The organism is Lysobacter enzymogenes (assembly GCF_023617245.1).
Classification (GTDB): Bacteria; Pseudomonadota; Gammaproteobacteria; order Xanthomonadales; family Xanthomonadaceae; genus Lysobacter; species Lysobacter yananisis.
This window is the reverse complement of sequence record NZ_CP067396.1, coordinates 4399594-4420888: the sequence shown is the minus strand read 5'-3', so window position 1 is coordinate 4420888 and position 21295 is coordinate 4399594. Positions and strand designations below refer to the sequence as shown.

Sequence of the window (21295 nt, the reverse complement as noted above, 5' to 3'; positions counted from 1 at the left end):
GATGCCGGAGGCGGCGCCATCTGTGGGCTTGCCTGTCCGGCCGTTTCGCTTCCGCCGCGGCCGTCGCCGGCGCCGCGGCACTGCAATTGCGGCCGCCACGGGCGATAATCCGCGCCGCCGCGGCAGGCGGCCCCACGACTCACCGCGTCCCCACGCGACACCACAGGCAGGACCAGCGCTATGTGCGGCATTCTCGGAATCGTCGGCAACACGGATGTCGCCGCCCAGCTCTACGACGGACTCACCGTGCTGCAGCACCGCGGCCAGGACGCGGCCGGCATCGCCACCGCCGACGGCGCGCGCCTGCGCGTGCACAAGGGCAACGGCCTGGTCAGCGACGTGTTCGACGAAGCCTCGATGCGCCTGCTCGAAGGCCGCGTCGGCATCGGCCACTGCCGCTATCCCACCGCCGGCAGCGAAGGCTCCGACGAGGCCCAGCCGTTCTACGTCAACTCGCCCTACGGGATTGCGCTGGCCCACAACGGCAATCTGATCAACACCGACACCCTGCGCCGCGAGGTGTTCGAGCAGGACCGCCGCAACATCAATACCGAGTCCGACTCGGAAGTGCTGCTCAACGTGTTCGCGCACGAGCTCGACCGCCAGCGCGCGCTGACCCCGGAGGCCGCGTTCGCCGCGATCGAGGGCGTGCACCGCCGCTGCGTCGGCGGTTACGCCGTGGTCGCCACCGTGCTCGGCCTGGGCCTGGTCGCGTTCCGCGACCCGCACGGCATCCGCCCGCTGGTGCTGGGCAAGCGCCGCATCGGCAATCAGGACGAATACGCCGTCGCCTCCGAATCGGTGGCGCTGGACCTGCTCGGCTTCGAGCGCGTGCGCGACGTGCGCCCGGGCGAAGGCATCGTGGTCACCGCGCGCGGCGAGCTGTTCTCGCGCCAGTGCGCCGAGGTGCGCAAGCACACGCCGTGCATCTTCGAATACGTCTACTTCGCCCGTCCCGACTCGATGATGGACGACGTCTCGGTGCACAAGGCGCGCATGCGCATGGGCCAGACGCTCGGCGAGAAGATCCTGCGCCTGCGCCCGGACCACGACATCGACGTGGTCATCCCGATTCCCGACACCTCGCGCGACTCGGCCCTGGAAATCGCCAACACCCTCGGCGTGAAGTACCGCGAAGGCTTCATCAAGAACCGCTACGTCGGCCGCACCTTCATCATGCCGGGGCAGGGCGAGCGGGCGAAGTCGGTGCGGCGCAAGCTCAACCCGATCCCGCTGGAGTTCCGCAACCGCGTGGTGCTGCTGGTCGACGACTCGATCGTGCGCGGCACCACCTCGCGCCAGATCGTGCAGATGGCGCGCGACGCCGGCGCGCGCAAGGTCTACCTGGCCTCCGCCGCGCCGGCGGTGCGCCATCCGAACATCTACGGCATCGACATGCCGTCGGCCGAGGAACTGGTCGCGCACGGCCGCAGCGACGAGCAGGTGCAGGAACTGCTGGGTTGCGACTGGTTGATCTACCAGGACCTCGACGCGCTGGAGCAGGCGGTGTCCGGGCCCAAGCACCGCATCGACCACTTCGATTCGTCGTGCTTCAACGGCGAATACGTGACCGGCGTGGAGCCGGGGTATTTCGAGCGCATCCAGCAGATGCGTTCGGACGACGCCAAGAAGACCCGCCGCGCTTCGTGAGCACGGCGGCGGTGCCGGGGCGGTGGGTTTTCGCTGCCGCTCCTGCTTCCGCTGCGGAGCCCGGTTTGTGCGTCTCTCCCAATCCGTCATTCCTGCGAAAGCCGGAACCCATTTTTGCCGTTGCTGTTGATGCTTTCGCCCGCACCGCACGAGCAAAATCGAAATGGGTTCCGGCTTTCGCCGGAATGACGGTGTCGGCAAGACGGGGGTTGCGAAAGATGCGCGATGATCGCGCTACCCGCATCGCCGCCCTCCGTTCGCTCCTATCGCCGCCGCCCGCATGACCGCCATTCCCGCCACCTTGTTCGACGCCGCCCGTGCCTGCCTCGACGCCGCCACGCCCGAAGCCAAAGTCGAACTGACCTTCGCCTGCGCCAGCGCGTTCGCGCGCGGCGAGCTGGCGACGCCGGACGACGCGCCGCCGCCCGAGCCGATCCGGATGCCCGGACGGCCGGCGAAACCCGCGCTGGTGCATCCGCGCGAACTGCCCAAGCGCGGCTTCGGCACCGCCGAGGGCCGCGCCGCCTTCGTCCACGCCATCGCCCACATCGAATTCAACGCCATCGACCTGGGCTGGGACGCGGTCTACCGCTTCCGCGGCCTGCCGGCGCAGTTCTACGCCGACTGGGTCGGGGTGGCCAACGACGAGGCGCGCCACTTCCAGCTGCTGCGCGACCGCCTGCGCGAGCTGGGCTACGACTACGGCGATTTCGACGCCCACAACGGCCTGTGGGAGATGGCCGAGAAGACCGCGCACGACGGCCTGGCGCGCATGGCCCTGGTGCCGCGGGTGCTGGAGGCGCGCGGCCTGGACGTGACCCCGGGCATGATCGTCAAGCTGCGCTCGATCGGCGACGAAGCCACCGTCGCGATCCTGGACACCATCCTGCGCGAGGAAGTCGGCCACGTCGCCGCCGGCTCGCGCTGGTTCCGCTGGTACTGCGCGCGCGCCGGCGTCGATCCGAACCCGCGTTTCCGCGAACTGCTGGCCGAGTACGCGCGCGCCGTGCTGTACGGCCCGTTCAATTTCGATGCGCGCAGCGCCGCCGGTTTCGACGACGAAGAACTGCGCATGCTGGAAGCCTTCGCCAACACGCGCGACTGAGCCGACCGGCGCTGAACGCTTTTGCAGGACGGACTTCAGTCCCGACGCATTCGGCTTTTGTGGGAGGGACTTCAGTCCCGATGCTTTTCGGCCAGATCGCCGCGCACCGAGCCAAACGCATCGGGACTGAAGTCCCTCCCACAAAAAAACACACCTGCGCGCGTTCGCTGCGCCGCATCACCCCGCCACCCGCGCGCGCAAAGCGCGGCCGTGGCGGATATGCCATGGTCGCCGTTCCACAGACAGGGAAGGGGAGACTGTGAGAACGACGATTCCGCTGTTCGCCGCATCGCTGCTGGCCTGCGCGACGTTGCACGCGCACGCCGCCGGCCCCGGCGCGGACGACTACGCCCGCGCCGAGAAAGTGCTCGATTACAACCTCAAGGGCAAGGTGCGCAACGCCAAGGTCGATCCGAACTGGCTCGCCGACGGCCGCTTCTGGTACCGCCGCGACGGCGCCGCGGGCGCCGAGTACGTGTTGGTCGATCCGGCCGGGCGCAGCCGCGCGCCCTTGTTCGATCCGGCGCGCCTGCGCCAGGCGCTGGCCGCGGTCGCGGCGGACGCCGACCCGGCGCCGCGCTCGGTGTGGATCGAAGATGGCGCGCTGCGCGGCCGTTTCGCCGCCGGCGCGGTCGCGCTGTCGTGCGACCTGTCGGCCTACCGCTGCGAGAAATCCGCGTTGGCCGTGGCCGATCCGCTGTGGCTGGCCTCGCCCGACGGTACCCGCGCGCTGCTGGTGCGCGAGCACAACCTGTGGCTGCGCGACCTGCGCAGCGGCGCCGAACGCCAGCTCACCCGCGACGGCGAGGAGCATTACGGCTACGGCGTGCTGCCCGACTTCGCCCTGCACGCAGTGCCGCGACAGCAGGGCAAATGGAAATCGCCGCCGATGACGGTGAGCTGGTCGCCCGACGGCAAGCGGGTGTTCGGCACCCGCTACGACGAGCGCAAGGTCCAGCCGTACCCGATGGTGGCGATGGCGCCCGAGGACGGCTGGAAGCCCAAGGTCTACGACATCCGCCTGGGCCTGCTCGGCGAGGCCGAGACCGCGCGCGACGAGTGGTATTCGATCGATGTCGATGCCGGCAAGGTCCGCCGCATCGCCATCCCCGAGGGCTGGAACCACGCGATCGAATCCGACTTGCTGGGTTGGTCGGCCGACGGCCGCCGCGCCTATGCGCCGATCGCGCGCTACGACCGCCCGGCGCGCATGCAGCTGACCGAGATCGAGCTCGACAGCGGCAAGACCCGCGCGTTGCTGGAAGAGCGTTCCGACACCCGCATCCAGCTCAACGACTTCCTCTACAGCCGCCCGGCGGTGGCGGTGCTGGGCGCGCGCGATCAGATCGTGTGGTTCTCCGAACGCGACGGCTGGGGCCATCTCTACCTCTACGACCTGCGCGACGGCCGATTGATCCGGCAGATCACCTCAGGCAAGTGGCTGGTGCGCGACGTCATCGGCGTCGACGAAGCGCGCGGCGAAGTGTTCTTCACCGCCGGCGGGCGCGAGCCCGGCGATCCCTACCAGCGCCGGCTGTACCGGGTGTCGCTCGACGGCGGCGAGCCGACCTTGCTGACGCCCGAAGCGGCCGACCACGCCATCGAGGCCGGCGCCAGCGCGATCCTCGGCGGCCCGCCGAACGACCAGCTCTCGCCCGACCGCGCTTACGTCGTCGACAGCTATTCCACCCTCGACGCCGCGCCGCGCACCGTGCTGCGCTCCACCCGCGACGGCGCGATCGCGCTGGAACTCGAACGCGCCGACGACAGCGCCGTGCGCGCCGCCGGCTGGGTGCCGCCGCAACGGCTCAAGTTCACCGCCGCCGACGGCCGCAGCGAGATCTGGGCCACGGCGTACTTCCCGCCGGATTACTCGCAGGAGAAGGCCCGGCCCAAGCAGTATCCGGTGATCGACGCGTACTACGGCGGCCCGCAGATCAACAACGCGCCGGTCGGTTTCGTCGATGCCACCGCGACCACCAACCCGATCTCGCGCTCGGCGCTGGCGCGGCTGGGCTTCGTGACGATCACCATCGACGCGCGTGGCACGCCGGGACGTTCGCAGGCGTTCCACGACGTCAGCTTCGGCGATTTCGCCGATCCGCAGATCGACGACCATGTCGCGGCGATCAAGCAATTGGCCGAACGCTTCCCCGGCATCGACACCGGCCGCGTCGGCGTCTACGGCCACTCCTTCGGCGGCTACACCTCGACCCGGGCGATGCTGTACCGGCCGGATTTCTACAAAGTCGCGGTGTCCTCGGCCGGCCCGCACAACTACCAGGGCATGTACGGCGGCGGCGTCAACGGCCTGGAGCGCCTGCTTGGGGGGCCGCCGGACTACGGCAATGGCCGCCACGTCCAGCCCACGCCCGGCGCGATACCGGAAAACTACCGCAAGCTCGACAACGCAGCCCTGGCCGACAAGCTGCAAGGCAAGCTGATGCTGGTGCTCGGCGATCTCGACGAGAACGCGCTACCGGCGGTGACCCTGCAGTTCTCCGCGGCGCTGATCCGCGCCAACAAGGACTTCGACCTGCTGTACCTGCCGAACCAGAACCACGAACTGTTCCGCAACGACGCGTATTACACGCGGCGGATGTGGGATTACTTCGTCGAGCATCTGGGCGGGACCAAGCCGCCGGTCGGATACAAGCTGGCGCCGCCGTCGGGCAAGCCGACCGGGCAGGTGTTCTGAAGCGGGGTTCCCCGCAGGGGCGGTAGTCCGACGAGTCCCCGCGCCGCCGCTGTGGCGCGGCGCGGGGCGGTTTCGGCGATACTGGCCGCGCTTCGGCAAGCACGTTGCGATGAGGACGGGGATGCAAGGATGAGATACCGAGCGCTGCCGCGCGCGCAGGCGATCGCCTTGGCGGGTTACCTGCGCCATGTCGATCTGTCCCTGCATCGAGCTACCTGGATATCCCGCGGCGAGGTCGCGCAGTACTTCGTCGAACGCAGCGCCGGGCTGGCGCAGGTGATCGATCATCTGGCCGCGATGCCGCAGGTACCGGCGGCGCAGCCGTTGTCGCGTTGGGCGCGCACGGCGCTGCGCCTGTGCAACTGCGTGCGACTGAATCCGTTGGTCGACTATTCACTGCTGGCGCGTGCGCACGCCGCCCTGCGCGATATCGCCGATTACCTCGACGAAGCTGCCGCGCCGACCGACGGGCGCATCTATCCGCTGAGCTACCAACTGCGCCTGGCGTGCTTCGAGCTGTACGACGTGCTTTGCCGTTCCGACCTCGATCGCTGCGGCATGCCGGAGCATCTGCACCAGAACCCGATCCTCGACCACAGGGTCCGGCCGATGCGCTCGATCATTGGCGAGGGGTGGCCCGGTTGAACGCAGGGCAAAGCACGGCGGATAGCATGCCCGCCGGCGACGGGCGACGGGCGATGAACGAAGAGGCGGCCCGGCGCCGCGCGAGGCGGGCAAGGGCATGAACGAGCATTCGCTGAGTTTCCCCGAGGATTACGCGGCCGACGCGCCGATCTGGGAGTCCAAGGGCTTCTACTGCGAGGCGTGCCTGCTGGCCGGCGGCCGCAGCTATCGCTTGTTCTTCTACGAGCCGGTGCGATTGGCGCAGGACATCGCCGCGGATCTCGGCCAGTGCGGCGCGTTCTTCGAGCCGAACCTGGTCGTGGTCGCCGCGGTGAACCGCGAGCACATGGAACGGGCCGCGCGCTGGCTGGTCGAGACCCGGCAATTGACGGCGTTGAAGCCCGAGGCCGATGCGCCCTGACCGCGGCCGGCGCGGCGCGTCGCCGGTTGTCCGGCACGACGCGATAGACACCGTCATTCCGTCCGGCGGAGCGTGAAGCCGTCGGTGCGCGCAATGACGTGGCGCGCACAAGTTGCGCACCGATTCCATCAAATGACGCCGATCTGAAATACCCCTTTCACACGTACCGAACAGACTTCCGGCCGTCGCTCCCCGCCGCCCGGAGCGAATGACGCGAGGGATCGCGCCAGTGGCGGTCCCCCATAAAAATCGGAAGTCTCATGACGACGAAGACGACGCTCCTCGCCGCCTCGATCCTGCTGTGCCTGTATGCCGGCGCCACGTTCGCCGCCGAAGCGCCCGCGGCCGATGCCGCGCCCGCCGCCGACACCGGCCGCGACGCCACCACCCTCGATGCGGTCTCGGTGGTCGGCACCGGCCAGACCCGCCAGGTGCAGGCGCTGGGCCGCGCCGAGTTGCAGCGCGAAGCCGCCGGCACCAACCCGCTCAAGGTGATGGCCAAGCTGCCGGGCGTGCACTTCCAGAGCTCCGATCCGTGGGGCAACTACGAGTGGTCGAGCAAGCTCAGCATCCGCGGCTTCTCGCAGCAGCAGCTCGGCTTCACCCTCGACGGCGTGCCGCTCGGCGACATGAGCTACGGCAACCACAACGGCCTGCACATCGGCCGCGCGATCTCCTCGGAGAACCTGTCCGGCGCCGAACTCTCGCAAGGCTCGGGCGCGATCGACACCGCGTCCTCGGGCAACCTCGGCGGCACCCTGCGCTTCTTCAGCGCCGATCCTTCGTCCGAGTTCGGCGTGCGCCTGGCCCAGACCCTGGGCAGCGATTCCACCAGCCGTAGCTTCGTGCGCATGGACACCGGCGACCACAACGGTTTCAGCGCGTATCTCAGCGGCGTGTTCCACACCACCGACAAATGGAAGGGCGACGGCCCGCAGCGCGGCTCGCAGTTCAACGGCAAGTTCGTCTACGCCGGCGAAGACTTCAAGATCACCGGTTTCGCCGATTCCTCGCGCCGCCGCGAGACCGACTACGCCGACCTGTCGCTGGAATCGGCCCAGCGCCTGGGCATGGACTGGGACAACTACGCCAAGGACTGGCAGCGCGCGATCGACGCGGCCGGCGGGATCTTCCGCGGCGGCGTGACCAGCGTGGACGATGCGTACTACATCGCCCGCGGCGTGCGCGACGACGATCTGGTCTACCTCAGCGCCGAGTGGAACGCCACGCCCGACCTGACCCTGGCGGCGACCGCCTACTACCACACCAACGAAGGCCAGGGCCATTGGGCCACGCCGTACTCGACCTCGCCGACGGTGCCGCTGCGCATGCGCACCACCGAGTACGACATCGAGCGCACCGGCATCATGCCGAGCCTGAGCTGGCAGCTCGGCAACCACCGCCTGCAAGCCGGCCTGTGGCTGGAGAAGAACGACCACGGCGTGCAGCGCAACTTCTACGACCTCAAGCGGACCGAGCCGCCGAACGACGTCTTCTTCTACCGCAACCCGTCCGAGCGCGTGTTCCGCCAGCGCTTCGACACCGACACGCGCATGTACTACGTGCTCGACCACATGGAGTTCGCCGACGGCCGCCTGGCCGTGGACGCGGGCTTCAAGGGCCTGCGCGTGGAGACCGACGGCAAGACCCTGATCGGCGGCGCCAGCCGCGCCAGCGGCAAGCTGGTGTCGGAAGACAACTTCCTGCCGCAGATCGGCGCGCGCTGGCAGCTCGGCGAGCACGAAGAGATCTTCGGTTCGTATAGCGAAAACCTGTCGGCGTTCCGCACCGGCGTCAACGGCCCGCACTCGACCTCGCAGGCGGCGTTCGACGCGGCCGTGGCCACGCTGGAGCCGGAAACCTCCAAGACTTTCGAAGCCGGCCTGCGCACCAGCCGCGAGCAGATCGAGGCCTCGGTGGCGGTGTACCGGGTCAACTTCGAGAACCGCCTGCTGGCGATCGCGCGTTGCGCCGGCATCGTCGGCTGCGCGTCGAGCTTCGCCAACGTCGGCGACGTGGACAGCCGCGGCGCCGAAGTCACGGTGTTGTGGAAGCCGGTCGCCGGGCTGAGCTGGTACCACTCGCTGGCGTTCAACGATTCGCAGTACGAATCCGACTACCTCGACGGCACCACCCTGGTGCGGACCAAGGGCAAGCAGGTCGTGGACGCGCCCAAGCGCCTGTACGCGACCGAGCTGCGCTGGGAACGCGACGGCCTGGCCTTGCAACTGGGCGCCAAGTACACCGACAAGCGTTACCTGACCTACCTCAACGACTCCAAGGTCGACGGGTTCTGGGTGGTGGACGCGGCCGCGTCGTACGAATGGAAGGAACTGTCGTGGGCGGACGCGTTCAAGCTGCAGTTGAACGCGACCAACCTGTTCGACAAGGAGTACTTCGGCAGCATCGGCACCAACGGCTTCGTGGCGTCGGACCCGAAGGGCCTGAACTACACGCTGCAGTCGGGCGCGCCGCGGCAGGTGTTCGTGACGGCGGAAGTGCGGTTCTGATCTAAGCCGCCTGCGCCTGAGAGGGCGGCGGACAAGCGAACGCCCGCGCAATCGCGGGCGTTCGTTTTTGTGGCGTAGCGACTGTAGGAGCGGCGCGAGCCGCGACCGCGACACCGCAGATACGACGCGACCTGCCGCACCGCGGTCGCGGCTTGCGCCGCTCTTACAGGTAGGCCATGCGGGATTAGTCGAGGGCTTGCAGGCGCAGGCCGTCGCGGTCGACGCGCAGCACCGAGCCTTGTTCGTACCAGTCGCCGAGCACCACGCGCTTGCAGGCGCGGCCGCCGGCGTCGAAGTCGTGGATCGCCGGCCGGTGGGTGTGGCCGTGGATCATCGTGTCCACGCCGTAGCGCACGAAAGTTTCTTCGACCGTGGCCGGGGCGACGTCGGTGATGGTTTCCATGCGTCCGTCGTCCTTGAGCCCGGCCTGGTGCGCCTTGCTCGCCGCGCGCGCCTGCTGGGCGAACGCCAGGCGCGCGGCCAGCGGCTGGGCCAGGAACTGCGCCTGCCAGCGCGGGTGGCGGGTCTGGGCGCGGAACTGCTGGTAGGCGACATCGTCGGTGCACAGCAGGTCGCCGTGGCCGATCAGCACCGGCCGGCCGTACAGCACGATCACCGCCGGGTCGGGCAGGATGCGCATGCCGGCGCGGTCGGCGTAGTCGCGGCCGAGCAGGAAATCGCGGTTGCCGCGGATGAAGAACACCGGCACGCCCGAATCGGCCAGCGCCTGGAGCTCGGCGGCGACGAAGGCGCCGGTCTCGGCCGGGTCGTCGTCGCCGACCCAGGCCTCGAACAGGTCGCCGAGGATGTACAGCGCGTCGGCGCCGCGGGCCTCGTCGCGGACGAAACGGCCGAACAGCTCGGTGATCCGCGGGCGTTCGGCGTCCAGGTGCAGGTCGGAGATGAAGAGCGTGGTCATGCGGCTAGTTTAGGGCGTTTCGCGCGGTGGGGCGGCGGGTGGGTGGGGGCTGGGGATCAGCTGAAGAGCGGGACGGCGGACAGGCTGGAGGGCTGACGAATCGGCGACGCTAGCCCCCACATCCCGTCATTCCGGCGAAAGCCGGGATCCATTTTGATCTTGGCTTCGCCCGGCGATAGCCGGCCGGTTCTGCGGGCAAACCCGAAGCAAGATCGAAATGGATCCCGGCTTTCGCCGGAATGACGGTGAAGGCGCCGGGACAGGGCCGAGCTGAAGCCCCCAACCGCCCCCGCAAAACCCCTGGCCCCCGCATCCGTTAAAATCCCCGGTCTCCCTCCGATCCACCCGAGCCCGCGCATGACCCGCACCCGCTTCGCCCCCAGTCCCACCGGCTACCTGCACATCGGCGGCGCCCGCACCGCCCTGTATTGCTGGCTGGAAGCGCGCCGCGCGGGCGGGCAGTTCGTCCTGCGGATCGAGGACACCGACCGCGAGCGCAGCACCCAGGCGGCGATTGACGCGATCCTGGAGGCGATGGACTGGCTCGGCCTGGGCTACGACGAAGGCCCGATCTACCAGACCCAGCGTCTGGCGCGTTACCGCGAGGTCGCCGAGCAGATGGTCGCCGCCGGCACCGCGTACTACGCCTACGAGACCCGCGACGAGCTCGAAGCCGCGCGCAACGCCGCGCTCGCGGCCAAGGAGAAGCCGCGCTACAACGGCGCCTATCGCGAGCGCAACGAGCCGTATCGCGACGATCCGAACCGGGTCATCCGCTTCAAGAACCCGCTCGACGGCACGGTGGTGTTCGAAGACAAGGTCAAGGGCCGGATCGAGATCGCCAACAGCGAACTCGACGACCTGGTGATCTTCCGCGCCGACGGCTACCCGACCTACAACTTCGCGGTGGTGGTCGACGACCTCGACATGGGCATCACCGATGTCGTGCGCGGCGACGACCACGTCAACAACACGCCGCGCCAGATCAACATCTACAAGGCGCTCGGCGCGCCGGTGCCGCATTTCTCGCACCTGCCGATGATCCTCGACGAGAACGGCGCCAAGCTGTCCAAGCGCACCGGCGCGGCCGACGTCATGCAGTACCGCGACGCCGGCTACCTGCCGCACGCGCTGCTGAACTACCTGGTGCGGCTGGGCTGGTCGCACGGCGACCAGGAGATCTTCTCGATCGAGGAGATGACCCGCCTGTTCCAGCTCGCCGACGTCAACTCCAGCGCCTCGCGCCTGGACGCGGCCAAGCTCGGCTGGATGAACCAGCAGTACCTCAAGAACGACGATCCGGCCGCGGTCGCGCCGCACCTGGAATGGCACCTGCGCCAGCAGGGCTACGATCTCGCCGCCGGCCCGGCGCCGGCCGACGTAGTGATCGCGCTGCGCGACCGCGTGCAGACGCTGAAGGACATGGCCGAGCGCGCCGCGGTCTGGTATCGCCCGCTGCAGCAGTACGACGACGCGGCCGTGGCCAAGCACCTCAACGCGGCCGCGCAGGCCCCGCTGAGCGAAGCGCGCGCGCGCCTGGCGGCGCTGCCGGCGTGGACCGCCGACGCGGTCGGCGCGGCCCTGCACGAGACCGCCGAGGCCCTGGGCATCGGCATGGGCAAGGTCGCCCAGCCGCTGCGCGTGGCCATCACCGGCACCCAGGTCAGCCCCGACATCTCGCACACGGTCTACCTGGCCGGCCAGGCCCAGGCCTTGCAACGCATCGACGCCGCCCTTACTAAGATTCCGGCATAACCCATCCAGCGAAGGCCGCCGCGCCGCCACCGGGAGCCCGCCATGAACGCCGACACCGCTTGCACCGATCCCCACCACCACGTCCACGACGGCGACGCCTTCGTGCACGAGGTCGAGCGGGCCTGCGAGCAGCGCGGGCTGCGGCTCACGCCGATCCGCGCCCACGCGCTGCGGCTGATCGCCGACGCCGGCCGGCCGATGAAGGCCTACGACCTGCTCGATCAGATGAAGGCCACCCACGACGCCGCGGCGCCGCCGACGATCTACCGCGCGCTGGATTTCCTGCTCGAACACGGCTTCATCCACAAGCTGGCGTCGATCAACGCCTTCGTCGGCTGCCATCACCCGGGCGGCGCCCAGCACGCGGTGCCGTTCCTGATCTGCGACAGCTGCCAATCGGCGACCGAACTGGAAGACGAGCGCATCGTCGACCTGCTCGAAGCCCGCGCCCGCGCGCTCGGCTTCGTGCCGCAGGCGCAGACCCTGGAAGTGCACGGCATGTGCGCCGATTGCGTTACCGCGAAAGCCGCCAAGGCCTGATCGCACCAACCCCGAAGCCCCTGTAGGAGCGGCGCGAGCCGCGACCGCGACACAGCGCCAACGACGAACCCGGCCCGCGAGCGGGAAGCCCGCGGGCGCAGCCGCGATCGTGCGGCTGCGCAAAGACGTCGCCATCGCCGCGAAGCCCCCTGTAGGAGCGGCGCAAGCCGCGACCGCGAATCCGCAGCGACGACGACTCTCCCTGCAAGCCTGTCGCTGGCGGCCGTTTTCGTCGTGGTTGCGGATTCGCGGTCGCGGCTTGCGCCGCTCCTACAGGTAGATAGCGCGCCCTGCGCTCAGGCCTTGGCCGGCAGCAACCCGGGCGCGGTCGGCTTGGCCTCGCGGATCGGCAGATTCGCCGCCGCCGCCAGCAGCGCCAGCACGATGTCGGCGTACCACATCCAGGTGTAGTCGCCGAACTTCGCCATCGCCAGGCCGCCGAGCCAGGCGCCGAAGAAGCCGCCGATCTGGTGCGAGAGCAGGGTCAGTCCGAACAGCGTGCCCAGGTAGCGCGGGCCGAACAGCTTGCCGACCAGGCCCGCGGTCGGCGGCACCGTCGCCAGCCAGGTCACGCCGAGGCCGGCGGCGAACAGGTAGAAGGTCAGCGGCGTCGGCGGCGAAAGCAGATAGATCGCGATCAAGGCCGCGCGGCTGGCGTACATGCCGGCCAGCAGGTACTTCATTCGCCAGCGTTGGCCGAGCCAGCCGGCTGCGAGGCTGCCGGCGACGTTGAACAGGCCGATCAGCCCCAGCGCCATCGCCGAGACGTTGTCCGACAGCCCGCACAGCGCGATTTCGCCGGGCAGGTGGGTGACCAGGAAGGCGATGTGGAAGCCGCAGGTGAAGAAGCCGACGTGCAGCATCCAGTAGCTCGGATTGCGCAAGGCGATGCGCAGCTGTTCGCGCAGGCCGATACCGTCCGCCGCGGCGCTCGCGGCGGCGGCCGCCGCCGCGGTCTCGCGCCGGCGCCGCAGCGGCCAGGCCAGCGGCAACGTCGCCATCGCGGCCACGGCCAGGGTCCACATCGCCGCCATCCAGCCGGCCGCGGCGATGACCGCCTGCACCAGCGGCGCGAACAGGAACTGGCCCATCGAGCCGCCGGCGTTGATCACGCCCGCGGCCATCGAGCGCTTCTCGGCCGGAATGCGCTGCGCGGTCGCGCCGATCAGGATCGAGAAACTGCCCGCGCCCGCGCCGGCCGCGCCGAGCACGCCGAGGGTCACCATCAGCCCCCATTGCGAAGACACCAGCGGCGTCAGCGCCATGCCGGCGACCAGCAGCAGGCCGCCGAACACCAGCACCCGGCCGGGGCCGCGCTGGTCGGCGAGGGCGCCGAACAACGGCTGCACCGCGCCCCACACGAACTGGCCGATGGCCAGGGCGAAACTGATCTCGGCGATGCCCAGGCCGGTGCTTTGGCCGATCGGTTTGATCAGCAACCCCTGCGACTGGCGGATGCCCATGGTGATCAGCAGCATGGCGGTGGCGGCGAGCAGCAGCGGCCAGTAGGACGCGGGCTTGGCGGGCGCCGGAGGCGGCGTGGAGGTCATGGCGGGCTCGGGTGGGAGGGCCTTCAGGCCCGGTGCTGTTCGTGCAGGGCGGCTGCGATCCGCTGTTGTGGGAGGGCTTTCAGGCCCGATGTTGTCGGTACAGGGCGGCTGCGATCCGCTGTGGTGGGAGAGCCTTCAGACGCGATGTTGTCGGTACAGGGCGGCTGCGATCCGCTGTTGTGGGAGGGCTTTCAGACGCGATGTTGTCGGTGCAGGACGGCTGCGATCCGCTGTTGTGGGAGGGCCTTCAGGCCCGACGCTTTTCGCTCAGGTCGGGACGAAAAGCGTCGGGCCTGAAGGCCTTCCCACAAAGGCAGTTCCACGGCGGGCGCGGCAATCGCGCAACCTGCGGCGGTCACGGCGCTTCGCCCTGCAACTGCGCGATCGCCCGATCCAGTTGCGCATGCAGCGCGGCGATCCCGTCCGCGCCGAGCCCTTGGTCGATTTCGTCCTGCGCCCGCCGCCACAGCGGCATCGCCCGCTCGACCGCCGCGCGGCCGGCCGCGGTGACCCGCAGCAGCCGTTGCCGCGCGTCCTCGCCCTGCGCCGATTCGATCCAGCCCGCCGCCGCCAGCGGCTTGAGGTCGCGGCTCAGCGTGCTGCGGTCCATGCCCAGCTCGTGGGCGATCTCGCCCAGCGGCCGGCCGCGGCCGCCGGTGCGGCGCAGGATCGAGTACTGGTTGAGGTTGAGCCCGGCCGGCGCCAGCGCCTGGTCGTAGCGCTGGCTCATCAGCCGCGAGAGTTTGCGCATGCGGAAGCAGGTGCAGACGCTGGCCGTGGGGGCAGGAGAAGGGGCGATCGGCGGTGAGGTCATTGTGTGTATATACACCTATTTCGCCCGCAACGGCAAACGCCGGCGCAGGCCGGCGTTCGCGAGATCGCAGCGAAGGCGCGACGCCGGCCGGGACCGGCGCCGCCTCGCGAATGCCGCCCGCCTGCGCGGCGGGCGGCCGCGCGCTCAGAAGAACATGCGCACGCCGAAGGCGACCCCGCGCCCCGGCAGCGGCGCCACGTCCTTGAGGAAGGAGGTGTGGGCGCGCGCTTCCTTGTCGAGCAGGTTGCTGCCGTCGAGGAACACTTCCCAGGCGTTGCCGGCTGGGGTGTCGGCGTGCCAGGCCACGTGCGCGTCGACCAGGGTGTAACCCGGGGTCTGCGTCTCGTGTTCGGCGACCCGGTCCTGGCGCGCGTAGCGCACCGCGCCCAGCGAGGCGCGCCACGGCCCGCGGTCCCAGCGCAGCTCGCCGCCCACGCGCCACGGCGCGATCCGCGGCAGGTTGCCGCCCTGGGCGATGTCGGCGGTGTAGTCGTGCGTGTGGTCGCCGTGCGCCACCGAGAAATCGACTTCGCGCGAGCCGCTGCCGGCGAGCTTGCCGCGGACCACGTCGCCGAACACGCGCAGGCCCCAGGCGCCGGAGTCGTTGTCGAGGAAGGTCCAGTCGGCTTCGGCCTCGGCGCCGTTGAAACGCGCGTCGCCCTGGGTCCACAGGCGCACCGGGCCGTCGTGCTCTTCCACGCCGGTGTCGGCCAGGTAGATGAAGTCGTTGTAGCGCACGTGGTACAGCGAGGCGCTGAGCTTGAGCGGGCCGTTGTGCCAGTGCAGGCCGATCTCGGCGCGGTTGGCGGTCTCTTCCTTCAGGCGCGCGTCGCCGAGCTCGACGCTGGCGGTGGCGACGTGGGTGCCGTTGGAATACAGCTCCTCCGCGGTCGGCGAGCGTTGCGCGCGGTCCAGGCCGAAGGACAGGTGGAAGGCGTCGCTGAGGTTCCAGCGCGCCGACGCCGACAGGCTGGTGGTGTCGAAATCGCGATCCGGGCCGCTCGCGCCCTCGGCCAGTTCGATCTTGTTGCGGTCGTGGCGCGCGCCGAGTTCGAGCTTGACCGGGCCGAACTCGCGCTCGCCGATCCAGAACAAGCCGGCATCGCGCGACTGCGACGGCGGCACGAACGCCTCGTCGCCGACGGCGCGGAAATCGCGCTTGCCGAACTGCAGGCCGAACGCGCCGCTCCAGCCGGCCCAGGGCTTGTGCACCAGTTCCACCCGGCCCTCGGTGCTGGTGTTGTCGAACACCGTGCCCGGCACGGCGCCGTCGTATTCGGTGTGGGTGTATTCGGTGCGGGCCAGCTTGACCCGCAGCGAGGCGAACGGGCCGAGGTCGTTGAGGCCGCCGCGCACTTCGGTGCGGCGCTGGTCCATTTCGATGTGGACCGGGCCTTCCTCGCCTTCCTCTTCGCCGCCGTGGTCGTGGCCGTCGTCGTCGCCGTGTTCGTGCGAATGGCCGGGCACGCCGTAGCGGGTGTTGAACAGGCTGTAGCTGGCGCCGAGGAAGCCGCGATCGCCGACCCAGGAAATGCCGAGCGAGCCGGCGTCGGTGCGCACCGCGCTGTTGCCCAGCACGCCCTTTTCGGCCGGATCCGGGGTTTCGCCCTCGGCGGCCATGCGCGCGCGGCTTTCGGCGTAGCCGGGGATGTCGTAGTCGCCGGTTTCGCGGTGCAGGGCGTCGAAATGGAAGACCACGTGGCCCGAGGCCGAGGTGCCGTCCAGGCGCACCATGCCGGTCTTCTCGTCGCTGACGGTGTTGCCGCGCAGCTCGGCGCGGCCCTGCAGCGGCTGTTCGGTGGCCTTCTCGGGAATGCGCCCGTCGACGACGTTGACCGCGCCGCCGATCGCGCCGCTGCCGTAGAGCAGGGTGGCCGGGCCCTTGAGCACTTCGATCTGGTCGGCCAGGAACGGCTCGATGGTCACCGCGTGGTCGACGCTGACGGTGGACACGTCGCCCGAACCCAGGCCGTCGCTGAGCACCTGCACGCGCGCGCCGTCGAAACCGCGCACGATCGGCCGGCCGACGCCGGGGCCGAAATAGGAGGTCTGCACGCCCGGCAGCTTGGACACGGTCTCGCCGAGCGAGTTGGCCTTGGCCCGGTCCAGGCCTTCGCCGGCCAGCACTTCCACCGGCCGGGTCAGTTCCTCGGCGGTGCCGGGCAGCGGCGTCGCCTTGACCTCGACCGCGGACAGGTCCTTGGGGGAATGGCGATCGCCGTCGGCGTGGGCCGCGTCTTGCGCCTGCGCGATCAGCGGCAGGGCCAGGTTGAGCGAGAGGACGAGCGGCAGCAGCCGGGGCAGGGAACGCTTCGACATGGGTTTCAGCTACAGTATTGGAGGAGGCGGCGGTAATGTTATACTATAACGACAGCAGGTCCTCCCCCAGAAGTCATCATTAAAATTCTTTAACCTGTCGCCTCGCCGCGACCGGTTGATCGCCCCGCTAATGTCCGATTCGCCATCCCGCAGTCTGATCGACCGTATCGGTGCCCTCGGTTCGCTGTTGTGCGCCGTGCATTGCGCGCTGTTGCCGCTGGCGATCGCGCTGATCCCCTCGCTCGGCCTGGTCAGCCTGGCCAGCGACCGGTTCGAGCTCGCCTTCGTCGCCTTCGCCACCGTGCTGGGCGCCTTCAGCCTGATCTGGGGCTATCGCCGGCACCACGCCGTGCGCGCCCTGTGGCTGCTGGTGCCGGGGCTGGCCCTGCTCTGGGTCGGCGTGCTGTACGCGCCGCTGCATCATTCGGTGGTCCCGCACGCGATCGCCATGACCATCGGCGGCGCCCTGGTCGGCCTGGCCCACCTCGCCAACCTGCGCCTCAACCACGGCCACATCCACAGCGCCAGCTGCGCTCACTGAGCCGGCCCGCACCGGCCGCGCCCTTGTACCGCCATCCGGGCCGCCGCAGGCCCGCCGAACCCGTGTTCCAGGCGCTTGTGCTAGGCTTCGCAGCCTCGCGCGCGAGCCTTTCGCGCGGATCCCGGGCATCGCGATCCCGGCCGCGGCGTTCGCGGCTTGCGCGAGCCATCATTTCGAAACACCGTACATCACGATTACAGGAGCACGACCATGGGTAAGGGCGACCGCAAGACCGCCAAGGGCAAGCGCTACAACTCCAGCTACGGCAACGCCCGCAAGGCCGTGACCAAGGCCACCGGCAGCGCCGCCGCGCCGGCCGCCAAGAAGACCGCCAAGACCGCCGTCGCCAAGGCGCCGGCGAAGAAGGTCGTGGCCAAGAAGGCCACCAAGGAGTAAGCCGCGCCGCGGCCCCAGCGGCCGCCGCTGCGACGACGAAGCCCCGCTCCGGCGGGGCTTTTGTTTTGGCGCGGCCGGTGCCGTCCGCGCATGCGGCGCTGGGACGGGCTGCGTACAAAAGTCACTTGAATCGCAGATGCGCCGTGCCCGTCTTCAATATTTCGAGACGGTCTGTGATTTTTTCATTAAGATTCGCGCCGATCCCGAGGAACGGGACGCTTACCGAATCAAGGACCAAGGGGACTTATGAAGAAGCAACTCGCGCTGGCCCTCGCGCTGGCCGCCGCCTCCACCTCCGCCGCCGCCTACGACAGGCTGAGCCACACCTACGTCGAAGCCGGTTTCGCCCATCAGCAGGCCGAAGTGCCGGTGCTCGCTCCGGTCGGGGTCACGGTCGACGACATGAAGGCCAACGGCGGCTTCATCAACGGCTCGATCGCGGTCGGCGAGAAGTTCTACGTGTTCGGCGGCTACCAGAAGGGCAAGGACGACAGCATCGCGGTCAACTTCGAAGGCTTCGGCAAGATCGGCGAATTCGAGATCGACGCCCAGCAGGCCCATGGCGGCGTCGGCTACGGCCACCAGCTCAGCGACCGGGTCCAGTGGACCGGCGAAGTCAGCTTCCTGCGCACCCGCTTCAAGGCCAAGGGCGAAGATATCACCCAGGACACCGCCGAAGGCGACGACTATCGCGCCTCGCTCGGCCTGCGCGGCAACCTGGCGCGCAACTTCGAAGGCTGGATCAAGGCCAACTACACCGACGGCGACATGTACGACCAGGAGTTCAGCGGCACGCTGGGCGGCCTGATCAAGTTCAACGACAACTGGGGCATCGTCGCCGAAGGCGAGTTCGGCAGCGACCAGAAGCAGTACCGCCTGGGCGTGCGCTGGAGCTTCTGATCCGCGCATCGCGCTGGTCGACGGCGCAACGACGACGAAGCCCGGCTCGCGCCGGGCTTCGTTTTTTTTGGGTCATCGCGCTAGGCGAGAGGGTCTTCGGGCCCGAGGTCTTTGCATCCGCCGCGGTGGGGTTCCGGCGACCTGAGCCGAAAGGTGCCGGGACTGAAATCCCTCCCACAACAGCCGCGTGGCAGCGACAGTTGCGAAGAGCTTCTGTGGGAGGGCCTTCAGGCCCGACGCTGTTCGATCCGTCGCGGCATGGCTTCGCGTCAGCCTGAGCCGAAGCATCGGCGCTACGGCGCCGCGCTCACTCCGGCGCGTCCTGCACGATCACGTACTGCTTGCGGAATTCGATCGTTTGCCCGGGCGCGCTCGGCCAGTTCGCGGCGTAGTCGCGCAGGCCGTCCAGGCCCTGCGGCCAGTCCTCGCCGTTGACCCGGCAATCGGCCTGGCATTCGCCGTCCTGATGGTCGCGCGAAGCGAACAGGCGCAGGGCGAACAGCCCCGGTTGCTCGAGCAGCGGGCGGAACGCCTCCAGCGAGTTGGTGAACAGGCAGCACGGGCAGAAGCCGTGCGCGTCGCCATCGTCGCCGGCCTCGCATGCGTCCGCCGGTTCGCCGTCGGCCGCGCAAGCGGCGGCGCGCGCGGCCTCCGCTTCGGCCTGCTGCGCGCGGCCGAAACTGGCGACCGGACCGAACACGATCCGCCGCTCGCGCCGCGGCGCGCCGTCTTCGCCGCCGAATTCCATGCGCATGGTCATGCAGGTTTCCGGTTCGGCGCGCGTCGCGTCGAGCAGCGCGAGCAGGTCGGTGCGCGCCCACTGGTCGAAGCCGCGCTTGACCGCGTCGTCGAAGGTCTCGCCGGTGGCGTGCTGGTACTCGAACACGCCTTGCGGGAACAGCCGCGGGTGATTGCACTGGATGGTGCTGGCGGTGCGGATCGTGCCGCCGTCGAGTTCGGTGAAGTCGACCAGTTGCGGGAACGCGAACAGGCCGTCGTCGCCGATCTCGATCCAGCCGTTGTCGTAGGCGTGCGCGCGCTGGCCGTTTTCCACGAGGACCGCGGCCAGGGTCTCGACCAGGTCGAACGGCTCCAGATAGGTCTCGCCGGCTTCGTCCTCGAAGCGCAGGTGACCGGCCGGCGAGCCGCCGGGATTGGCCTCGAGCAAGCCGAACTCGGGGCCGGCCGCGGATGCGCTCACGAACGCACCGCCTTGGCCTCGACCTCGCCCCACACCCGCAGCAGGTTGCCGCCGAGCACCTTGCGGATGGTCTCGTCGGAATGCCCGCGCGCCTTCATGCCGTCGATCAGGTTGGGATAGTCGGCGACCGACTTGAGCCCTTCGGGCAGCGCGCCGCTGACGCCGTCGAAGTCCGAGCCGATGCCGACGTGATCGGCGCCGAGCAGCTTCACCGCGTAGTCGATCTGGTCGAGCACCGCGTCGATCTTGACCGTGCGCGGCGGATGCGCGGCCTCCCACTGCTTGTCGAAGGCCTCGCTCGACTTCGGCGTTTCGCCGCGCTTGCGCGCCGCGGCCTGTTCTTCCTCGAACTTGGCGCTGGCGACGAAATACGCCTGGGTGTCGGCGGCCGAGGCCGGATCGACGAAGGCGTTGCCGAACACCACCTGGACCACGCCGCCCTTGGCCGCGACCGCCTTGGCCAGCTCGTCGCTGAGGTTGCGCTCGAAACCGGGAGTGAAATGGCGCAGGCCCGAGTGGCTGGCGATCACCGGCGCCTTGCTGCGCGCGAGCACGTCGCGCACCGCGTCGTCGGACAGGTGCGAGACGTCGACCATGATGCCGAGCCGGTTCATCTCGTCGACGACTTTTTCGCCGAACGGGCTCAGGCCCTTCCAGGTGCGCTTGCGGCTGTAGGAGGAATCGCTGATGCGGTTGTCCTCGCTGTGGGCGAGGGTGATGTAGCGCACGCCGCGGTCGAAGAACAGCTTGAGCCGGGACAGGTCGTCGCCGATCGGCGCGCCGTTCTCCATGCCCAGCGCCAGCAGCACGCGCTGGTTGCGCGCGTTGAGCCGTTCGAAGTCCTTGGGCGAGCGCAGCACCGCGAACTGCTCCGGGCGGCGGCCGACCATCGCCTCGACCGCGTCGATCTGGGTGTGCGCGGTCTGGGTGGCAGTGCCGGCGGCGTCCTCGCCGGGCGAGGTGTAGATCGACATGAAGGCGATATCGAGCCCGCCCTGGCGCGCGCGCGGGTAATCGAACTCGACCTTGGGCGTGTCCAGGCCGAGGTCGGCCCAATGGCGCAGCAATCCAGTCGGCGCGTCGATGTGGGTGTCGACGATGATCGCGTCCTGGGCGAAGCGCTGGCCGGCGCTGAGGGGCTGGTCGGCGTGCGCCGCGAGCGGCGCGAGAGCAAGGGCTAGAGCGAGAGCGGCGATCCGCACGGGTCCTCCGGGTAGGCGCGGCGCGCATCGGGGCGCGCGGGAGGGCCAGCGTACAACAGCGGCGCGGTGCCGGTTGTGGCGGTGCAGCGAACGGCGGCCCGCTTTATGCAGGAGCGGCGCGAGCCGCGACCGCGACAACACGATTGCGAC

General features: G+C 69.5%; 19 protein-coding genes and 2 pseudogenes. 13 read left to right on the top strand and 8 right to left on the bottom strand.

Features of this window, described 5'->3' with window-relative positions:
- Nucleotides 1–180: 180 nt before the first annotated feature.
- Nucleotides 181–1650, top strand: a complete 1470-nt coding sequence (gene purF / locus JHW41_RS18265; RefSeq protein WP_057946699.1) for an amidophosphoribosyltransferase — start codon at nucleotides 181–183, stop codon at nucleotides 1648–1650.
- Between the two features lie 280 nt (nucleotides 1651–1930).
- The gene (locus JHW41_RS18260; RefSeq protein WP_057946700.1) at nucleotides 1931–2755 is read left to right on the top strand and encodes a ferritin-like domain-containing protein; all 825 of its coding nucleotides are present in this window, start codon (nucleotides 1931–1933) and stop codon (nucleotides 2753–2755) included.
- Here the strand turns inward: JHW41_RS18260 and JHW41_RS27355 are convergent.
- Entirely contained in the window at nucleotides 2673–2876 is a 204-nt protein-coding gene (locus JHW41_RS27355) for a DUF6053 domain-containing protein (RefSeq protein WP_428995395.1), read from the bottom strand. The genes JHW41_RS18260 and JHW41_RS27355 overlap by 83 nt on opposite strands.
- On the opposite strand from JHW41_RS27355, the gene JHW41_RS27350 reads away from it, so the two are divergent.
- From JHW41_RS27350 to JHW41_RS18240, 5 genes are all read left to right on the top strand, one after another.
- Nucleotides 2836–3018, top strand: a complete 183-nt coding sequence (locus JHW41_RS27350; RefSeq protein ID WP_428995394.1) for a DUF6053 domain-containing protein — start codon at nucleotides 2836–2838, stop codon at nucleotides 3016–3018. The genes JHW41_RS27355 and JHW41_RS27350 overlap by 41 nt on opposite strands.
- On the top strand, nucleotides 3015–5453 hold the full coding sequence (locus JHW41_RS18255) for a S9 family peptidase (RefSeq protein ID WP_250444248.1): 2439 nt from the start codon (nucleotides 3015–3017) through the stop codon (nucleotides 5451–5453). The genes JHW41_RS27350 and JHW41_RS18255 overlap by 4 nt, the downstream gene beginning before the upstream one ends.
- A 168-nt stretch (nucleotides 5454–5621) precedes the next feature.
- Nucleotides 5622–6098, top strand: coding sequence for a hypothetical protein (locus JHW41_RS18250; RefSeq protein WP_250444246.1), 477 nt, complete (start codon nucleotides 5622–5624; stop codon nucleotides 6096–6098).
- 97 nt (nucleotides 6099–6195) lie between these two features.
- Nucleotides 6196–6498 carry a hypothetical protein gene (locus JHW41_RS18245; protein ID WP_250444244.1) on the top strand — a complete coding sequence of 101 codons (303 nt, stop codon included), beginning with the start codon at nucleotides 6196–6198 and terminating at the stop codon, nucleotides 6496–6498.
- 260 nt (nucleotides 6499–6758) lie between these two features.
- Complete coding sequence (locus JHW41_RS18240) at nucleotides 6759–9008, top strand: TonB-dependent receptor (RefSeq protein ID WP_250444242.1); 2250 nt, start codon at nucleotides 6759–6761, stop codon at nucleotides 9006–9008.
- Nucleotides 9009–9192: 184 nt separating this feature from the next.
- On the opposite strand, the gene lpxH is transcribed toward JHW41_RS18240, so the two are convergent.
- The gene (gene lpxH / locus JHW41_RS18235) at nucleotides 9193–9927 is read right to left on the bottom strand and encodes a UDP-2,3-diacylglucosamine diphosphatase (RefSeq protein ID WP_250444240.1); all 735 of its coding nucleotides are present in this window, start codon (nucleotides 9925–9927) and stop codon (nucleotides 9193–9195) included.
- A gap of 357 nt (nucleotides 9928–10284) precedes the next feature.
- Between lpxH and gltX the strand changes: the two genes are divergently transcribed.
- Together gltX and JHW41_RS18225 are read left to right on the top strand one after the other, a co-directional pair.
- Nucleotides 10285–11682 carry a glutamate--tRNA ligase gene (gltX, locus tag JHW41_RS18230; RefSeq protein ID WP_057946706.1) on the top strand — a complete coding sequence of 466 codons (1398 nt, stop codon included), beginning with the start codon at nucleotides 10285–10287 and terminating at the stop codon, nucleotides 11680–11682.
- A gap of 42 nt (nucleotides 11683–11724) precedes the next feature.
- Nucleotides 11725–12222: a transcriptional repressor gene (locus JHW41_RS18225; RefSeq protein WP_078998932.1), complete on the top strand. Its 498-nt coding sequence runs from the start codon at nucleotides 11725–11727 to the stop codon at nucleotides 12220–12222.
- A 296-nt stretch (nucleotides 12223–12518) separates the two neighbouring features.
- Here the strand turns inward: JHW41_RS18225 and JHW41_RS18220 are convergent, their stop codons facing one another.
- Complete coding sequence (locus JHW41_RS18220; protein WP_250444239.1) at nucleotides 12519–13772, bottom strand: MFS transporter; 1254 nt, start codon at nucleotides 13770–13772, stop codon at nucleotides 12519–12521.
- A gap of 135 nt (nucleotides 13773–13907) precedes the next feature.
- Nucleotides 13908–14018, bottom strand: a pseudogene (locus JHW41_RS27345) (hypothetical protein); the annotation flags it as partial.
- On the opposite strand from JHW41_RS27345, the pseudogene JHW41_RS27340 reads away from it, so the two are divergent.
- A pseudogene (locus tag JHW41_RS27340) lies at nucleotides 14008–14055 on the top strand (hypothetical protein); the annotation flags it as partial. The pseudogenes JHW41_RS27345 and JHW41_RS27340 sit on opposite strands and share 11 nt — an antisense overlap.
- 72 nt (nucleotides 14056–14127) lie before the next feature.
- Here JHW41_RS27340 and JHW41_RS18215 read toward each other — a convergent pair.
- Together JHW41_RS18215 and JHW41_RS18210 are read right to left on the bottom strand one after the other, a co-directional pair.
- Complete coding sequence (locus JHW41_RS18215) at nucleotides 14128–14523, bottom strand: MarR family winged helix-turn-helix transcriptional regulator (RefSeq protein ID WP_250444237.1); 396 nt, start codon at nucleotides 14521–14523, stop codon at nucleotides 14128–14130.
- A gap of 207 nt (nucleotides 14524–14730) precedes the next feature.
- Entirely contained in the window at nucleotides 14731–16905 is a 2175-nt protein-coding gene (locus JHW41_RS18210; RefSeq protein ID WP_057946710.1) for a TonB-dependent receptor, read from the bottom strand.
- Nucleotides 16906–17035: 130 nt separating this feature from the next.
- On the opposite strand from JHW41_RS18210, the gene JHW41_RS18205 reads away from it, so the two are divergent.
- The 3 genes from JHW41_RS18205 (at nucleotide 17036) to JHW41_RS18195 (ending at nucleotide 18742) form a co-directional block, all read left to right on the top strand.
- The gene (locus tag JHW41_RS18205; protein ID WP_250444235.1) at nucleotides 17036–17446 is read left to right on the top strand and encodes a MerC domain-containing protein; all 411 of its coding nucleotides are present in this window, start codon (nucleotides 17036–17038) and stop codon (nucleotides 17444–17446) included.
- 210 nt (nucleotides 17447–17656) lie between these two features.
- Complete coding sequence (locus tag JHW41_RS18200; RefSeq protein ID WP_057946712.1) at nucleotides 17657–17842, top strand: 30S ribosomal protein THX; 186 nt, start codon at nucleotides 17657–17659, stop codon at nucleotides 17840–17842.
- 246 nt (nucleotides 17843–18088) lie between these two features.
- Complete coding sequence (locus tag JHW41_RS18195) at nucleotides 18089–18742, top strand: outer membrane beta-barrel protein (RefSeq protein WP_057946713.1); 654 nt, start codon at nucleotides 18089–18091, stop codon at nucleotides 18740–18742.
- Between the two features lie 307 nt (nucleotides 18743–19049).
- Here JHW41_RS18195 and JHW41_RS18190 read toward each other — a convergent pair whose 3' ends face one another.
- Together JHW41_RS18190 and JHW41_RS18185 are read right to left on the bottom strand one after the other, a co-directional pair.
- Entirely contained in the window at nucleotides 19050–19943 is an 894-nt protein-coding gene (locus JHW41_RS18190; RefSeq protein ID WP_250444233.1) for a DUF6348 family protein, read from the bottom strand.
- Entirely contained in the window at nucleotides 19940–21145 is a 1206-nt protein-coding gene (locus tag JHW41_RS18185) for a dipeptidase (protein ID WP_250444231.1), read from the bottom strand. The genes JHW41_RS18190 and JHW41_RS18185 overlap by 4 nt, the downstream gene beginning before the upstream one ends.
- Nucleotides 21146–21295: the final 150 nt, after the last annotated feature.

Coding starts and splice junctions, on each gene's coding strand:
- purF (WP_057946699.1), top strand. CDS start 181: ATGTGCGGCATTCTCGGAATCGTCGGCAACACGGATGTCGCCGCCCAG.
- JHW41_RS18260 (WP_057946700.1), top strand. CDS start 1,931: ATGACCGCCATTCCCGCCACCTTGTTCGACGCCGCCCGTGCCTGCCTC.
- JHW41_RS27350 (WP_428995394.1), top strand. CDS start 2,836: ATGCTTTTCGGCCAGATCGCCGCGCACCGAGCCAAACGCATCGGGACT.
- JHW41_RS27355 (WP_428995395.1), bottom strand. CDS start 2,876: ATGCGTTTGGCTCGGTGCGCGGCGATCTGGCCGAAAAGCATCGGGACT.
- JHW41_RS18245 (WP_250444244.1), top strand. CDS start 6,196: ATGAACGAGCATTCGCTGAGTTTCCCCGAGGATTACGCGGCCGACGCG.
- JHW41_RS18240 (WP_250444242.1), top strand. CDS start 6,759: ATGACGACGAAGACGACGCTCCTCGCCGCCTCGATCCTGCTGTGCCTG.
- lpxH (WP_250444240.1), bottom strand. CDS start 9,927: ATGACCACGCTCTTCATCTCCGACCTGCACCTGGACGCCGAACGCCCG.
- gltX (WP_057946706.1), top strand. CDS start 10,285: ATGACCCGCACCCGCTTCGCCCCCAGTCCCACCGGCTACCTGCACATC.
- JHW41_RS18225 (WP_078998932.1), top strand. CDS start 11,725: ATGAACGCCGACACCGCTTGCACCGATCCCCACCACCACGTCCACGAC.
- JHW41_RS18220 (WP_250444239.1), bottom strand. CDS start 13,772: ATGACCTCCACGCCGCCTCCGGCGCCCGCCAAGCCCGCGTCCTACTGG.
- JHW41_RS18215 (WP_250444237.1), bottom strand. CDS start 14,523: ATGCGCAAACTCTCGCGGCTGATGAGCCAGCGCTACGACCAGGCGCTG.
- JHW41_RS18210 (WP_057946710.1), bottom strand. CDS start 16,905: ATGTCGAAGCGTTCCCTGCCCCGGCTGCTGCCGCTCGTCCTCTCGCTC.
- JHW41_RS18205 (WP_250444235.1), top strand. CDS start 17,036: ATGTCCGATTCGCCATCCCGCAGTCTGATCGACCGTATCGGTGCCCTC.
- JHW41_RS18200 (WP_057946712.1), top strand. CDS start 17,657: ATGGGTAAGGGCGACCGCAAGACCGCCAAGGGCAAGCGCTACAACTCC.
- JHW41_RS18195 (WP_057946713.1), top strand. CDS start 18,089: ATGAAGAAGCAACTCGCGCTGGCCCTCGCGCTGGCCGCCGCCTCCACC.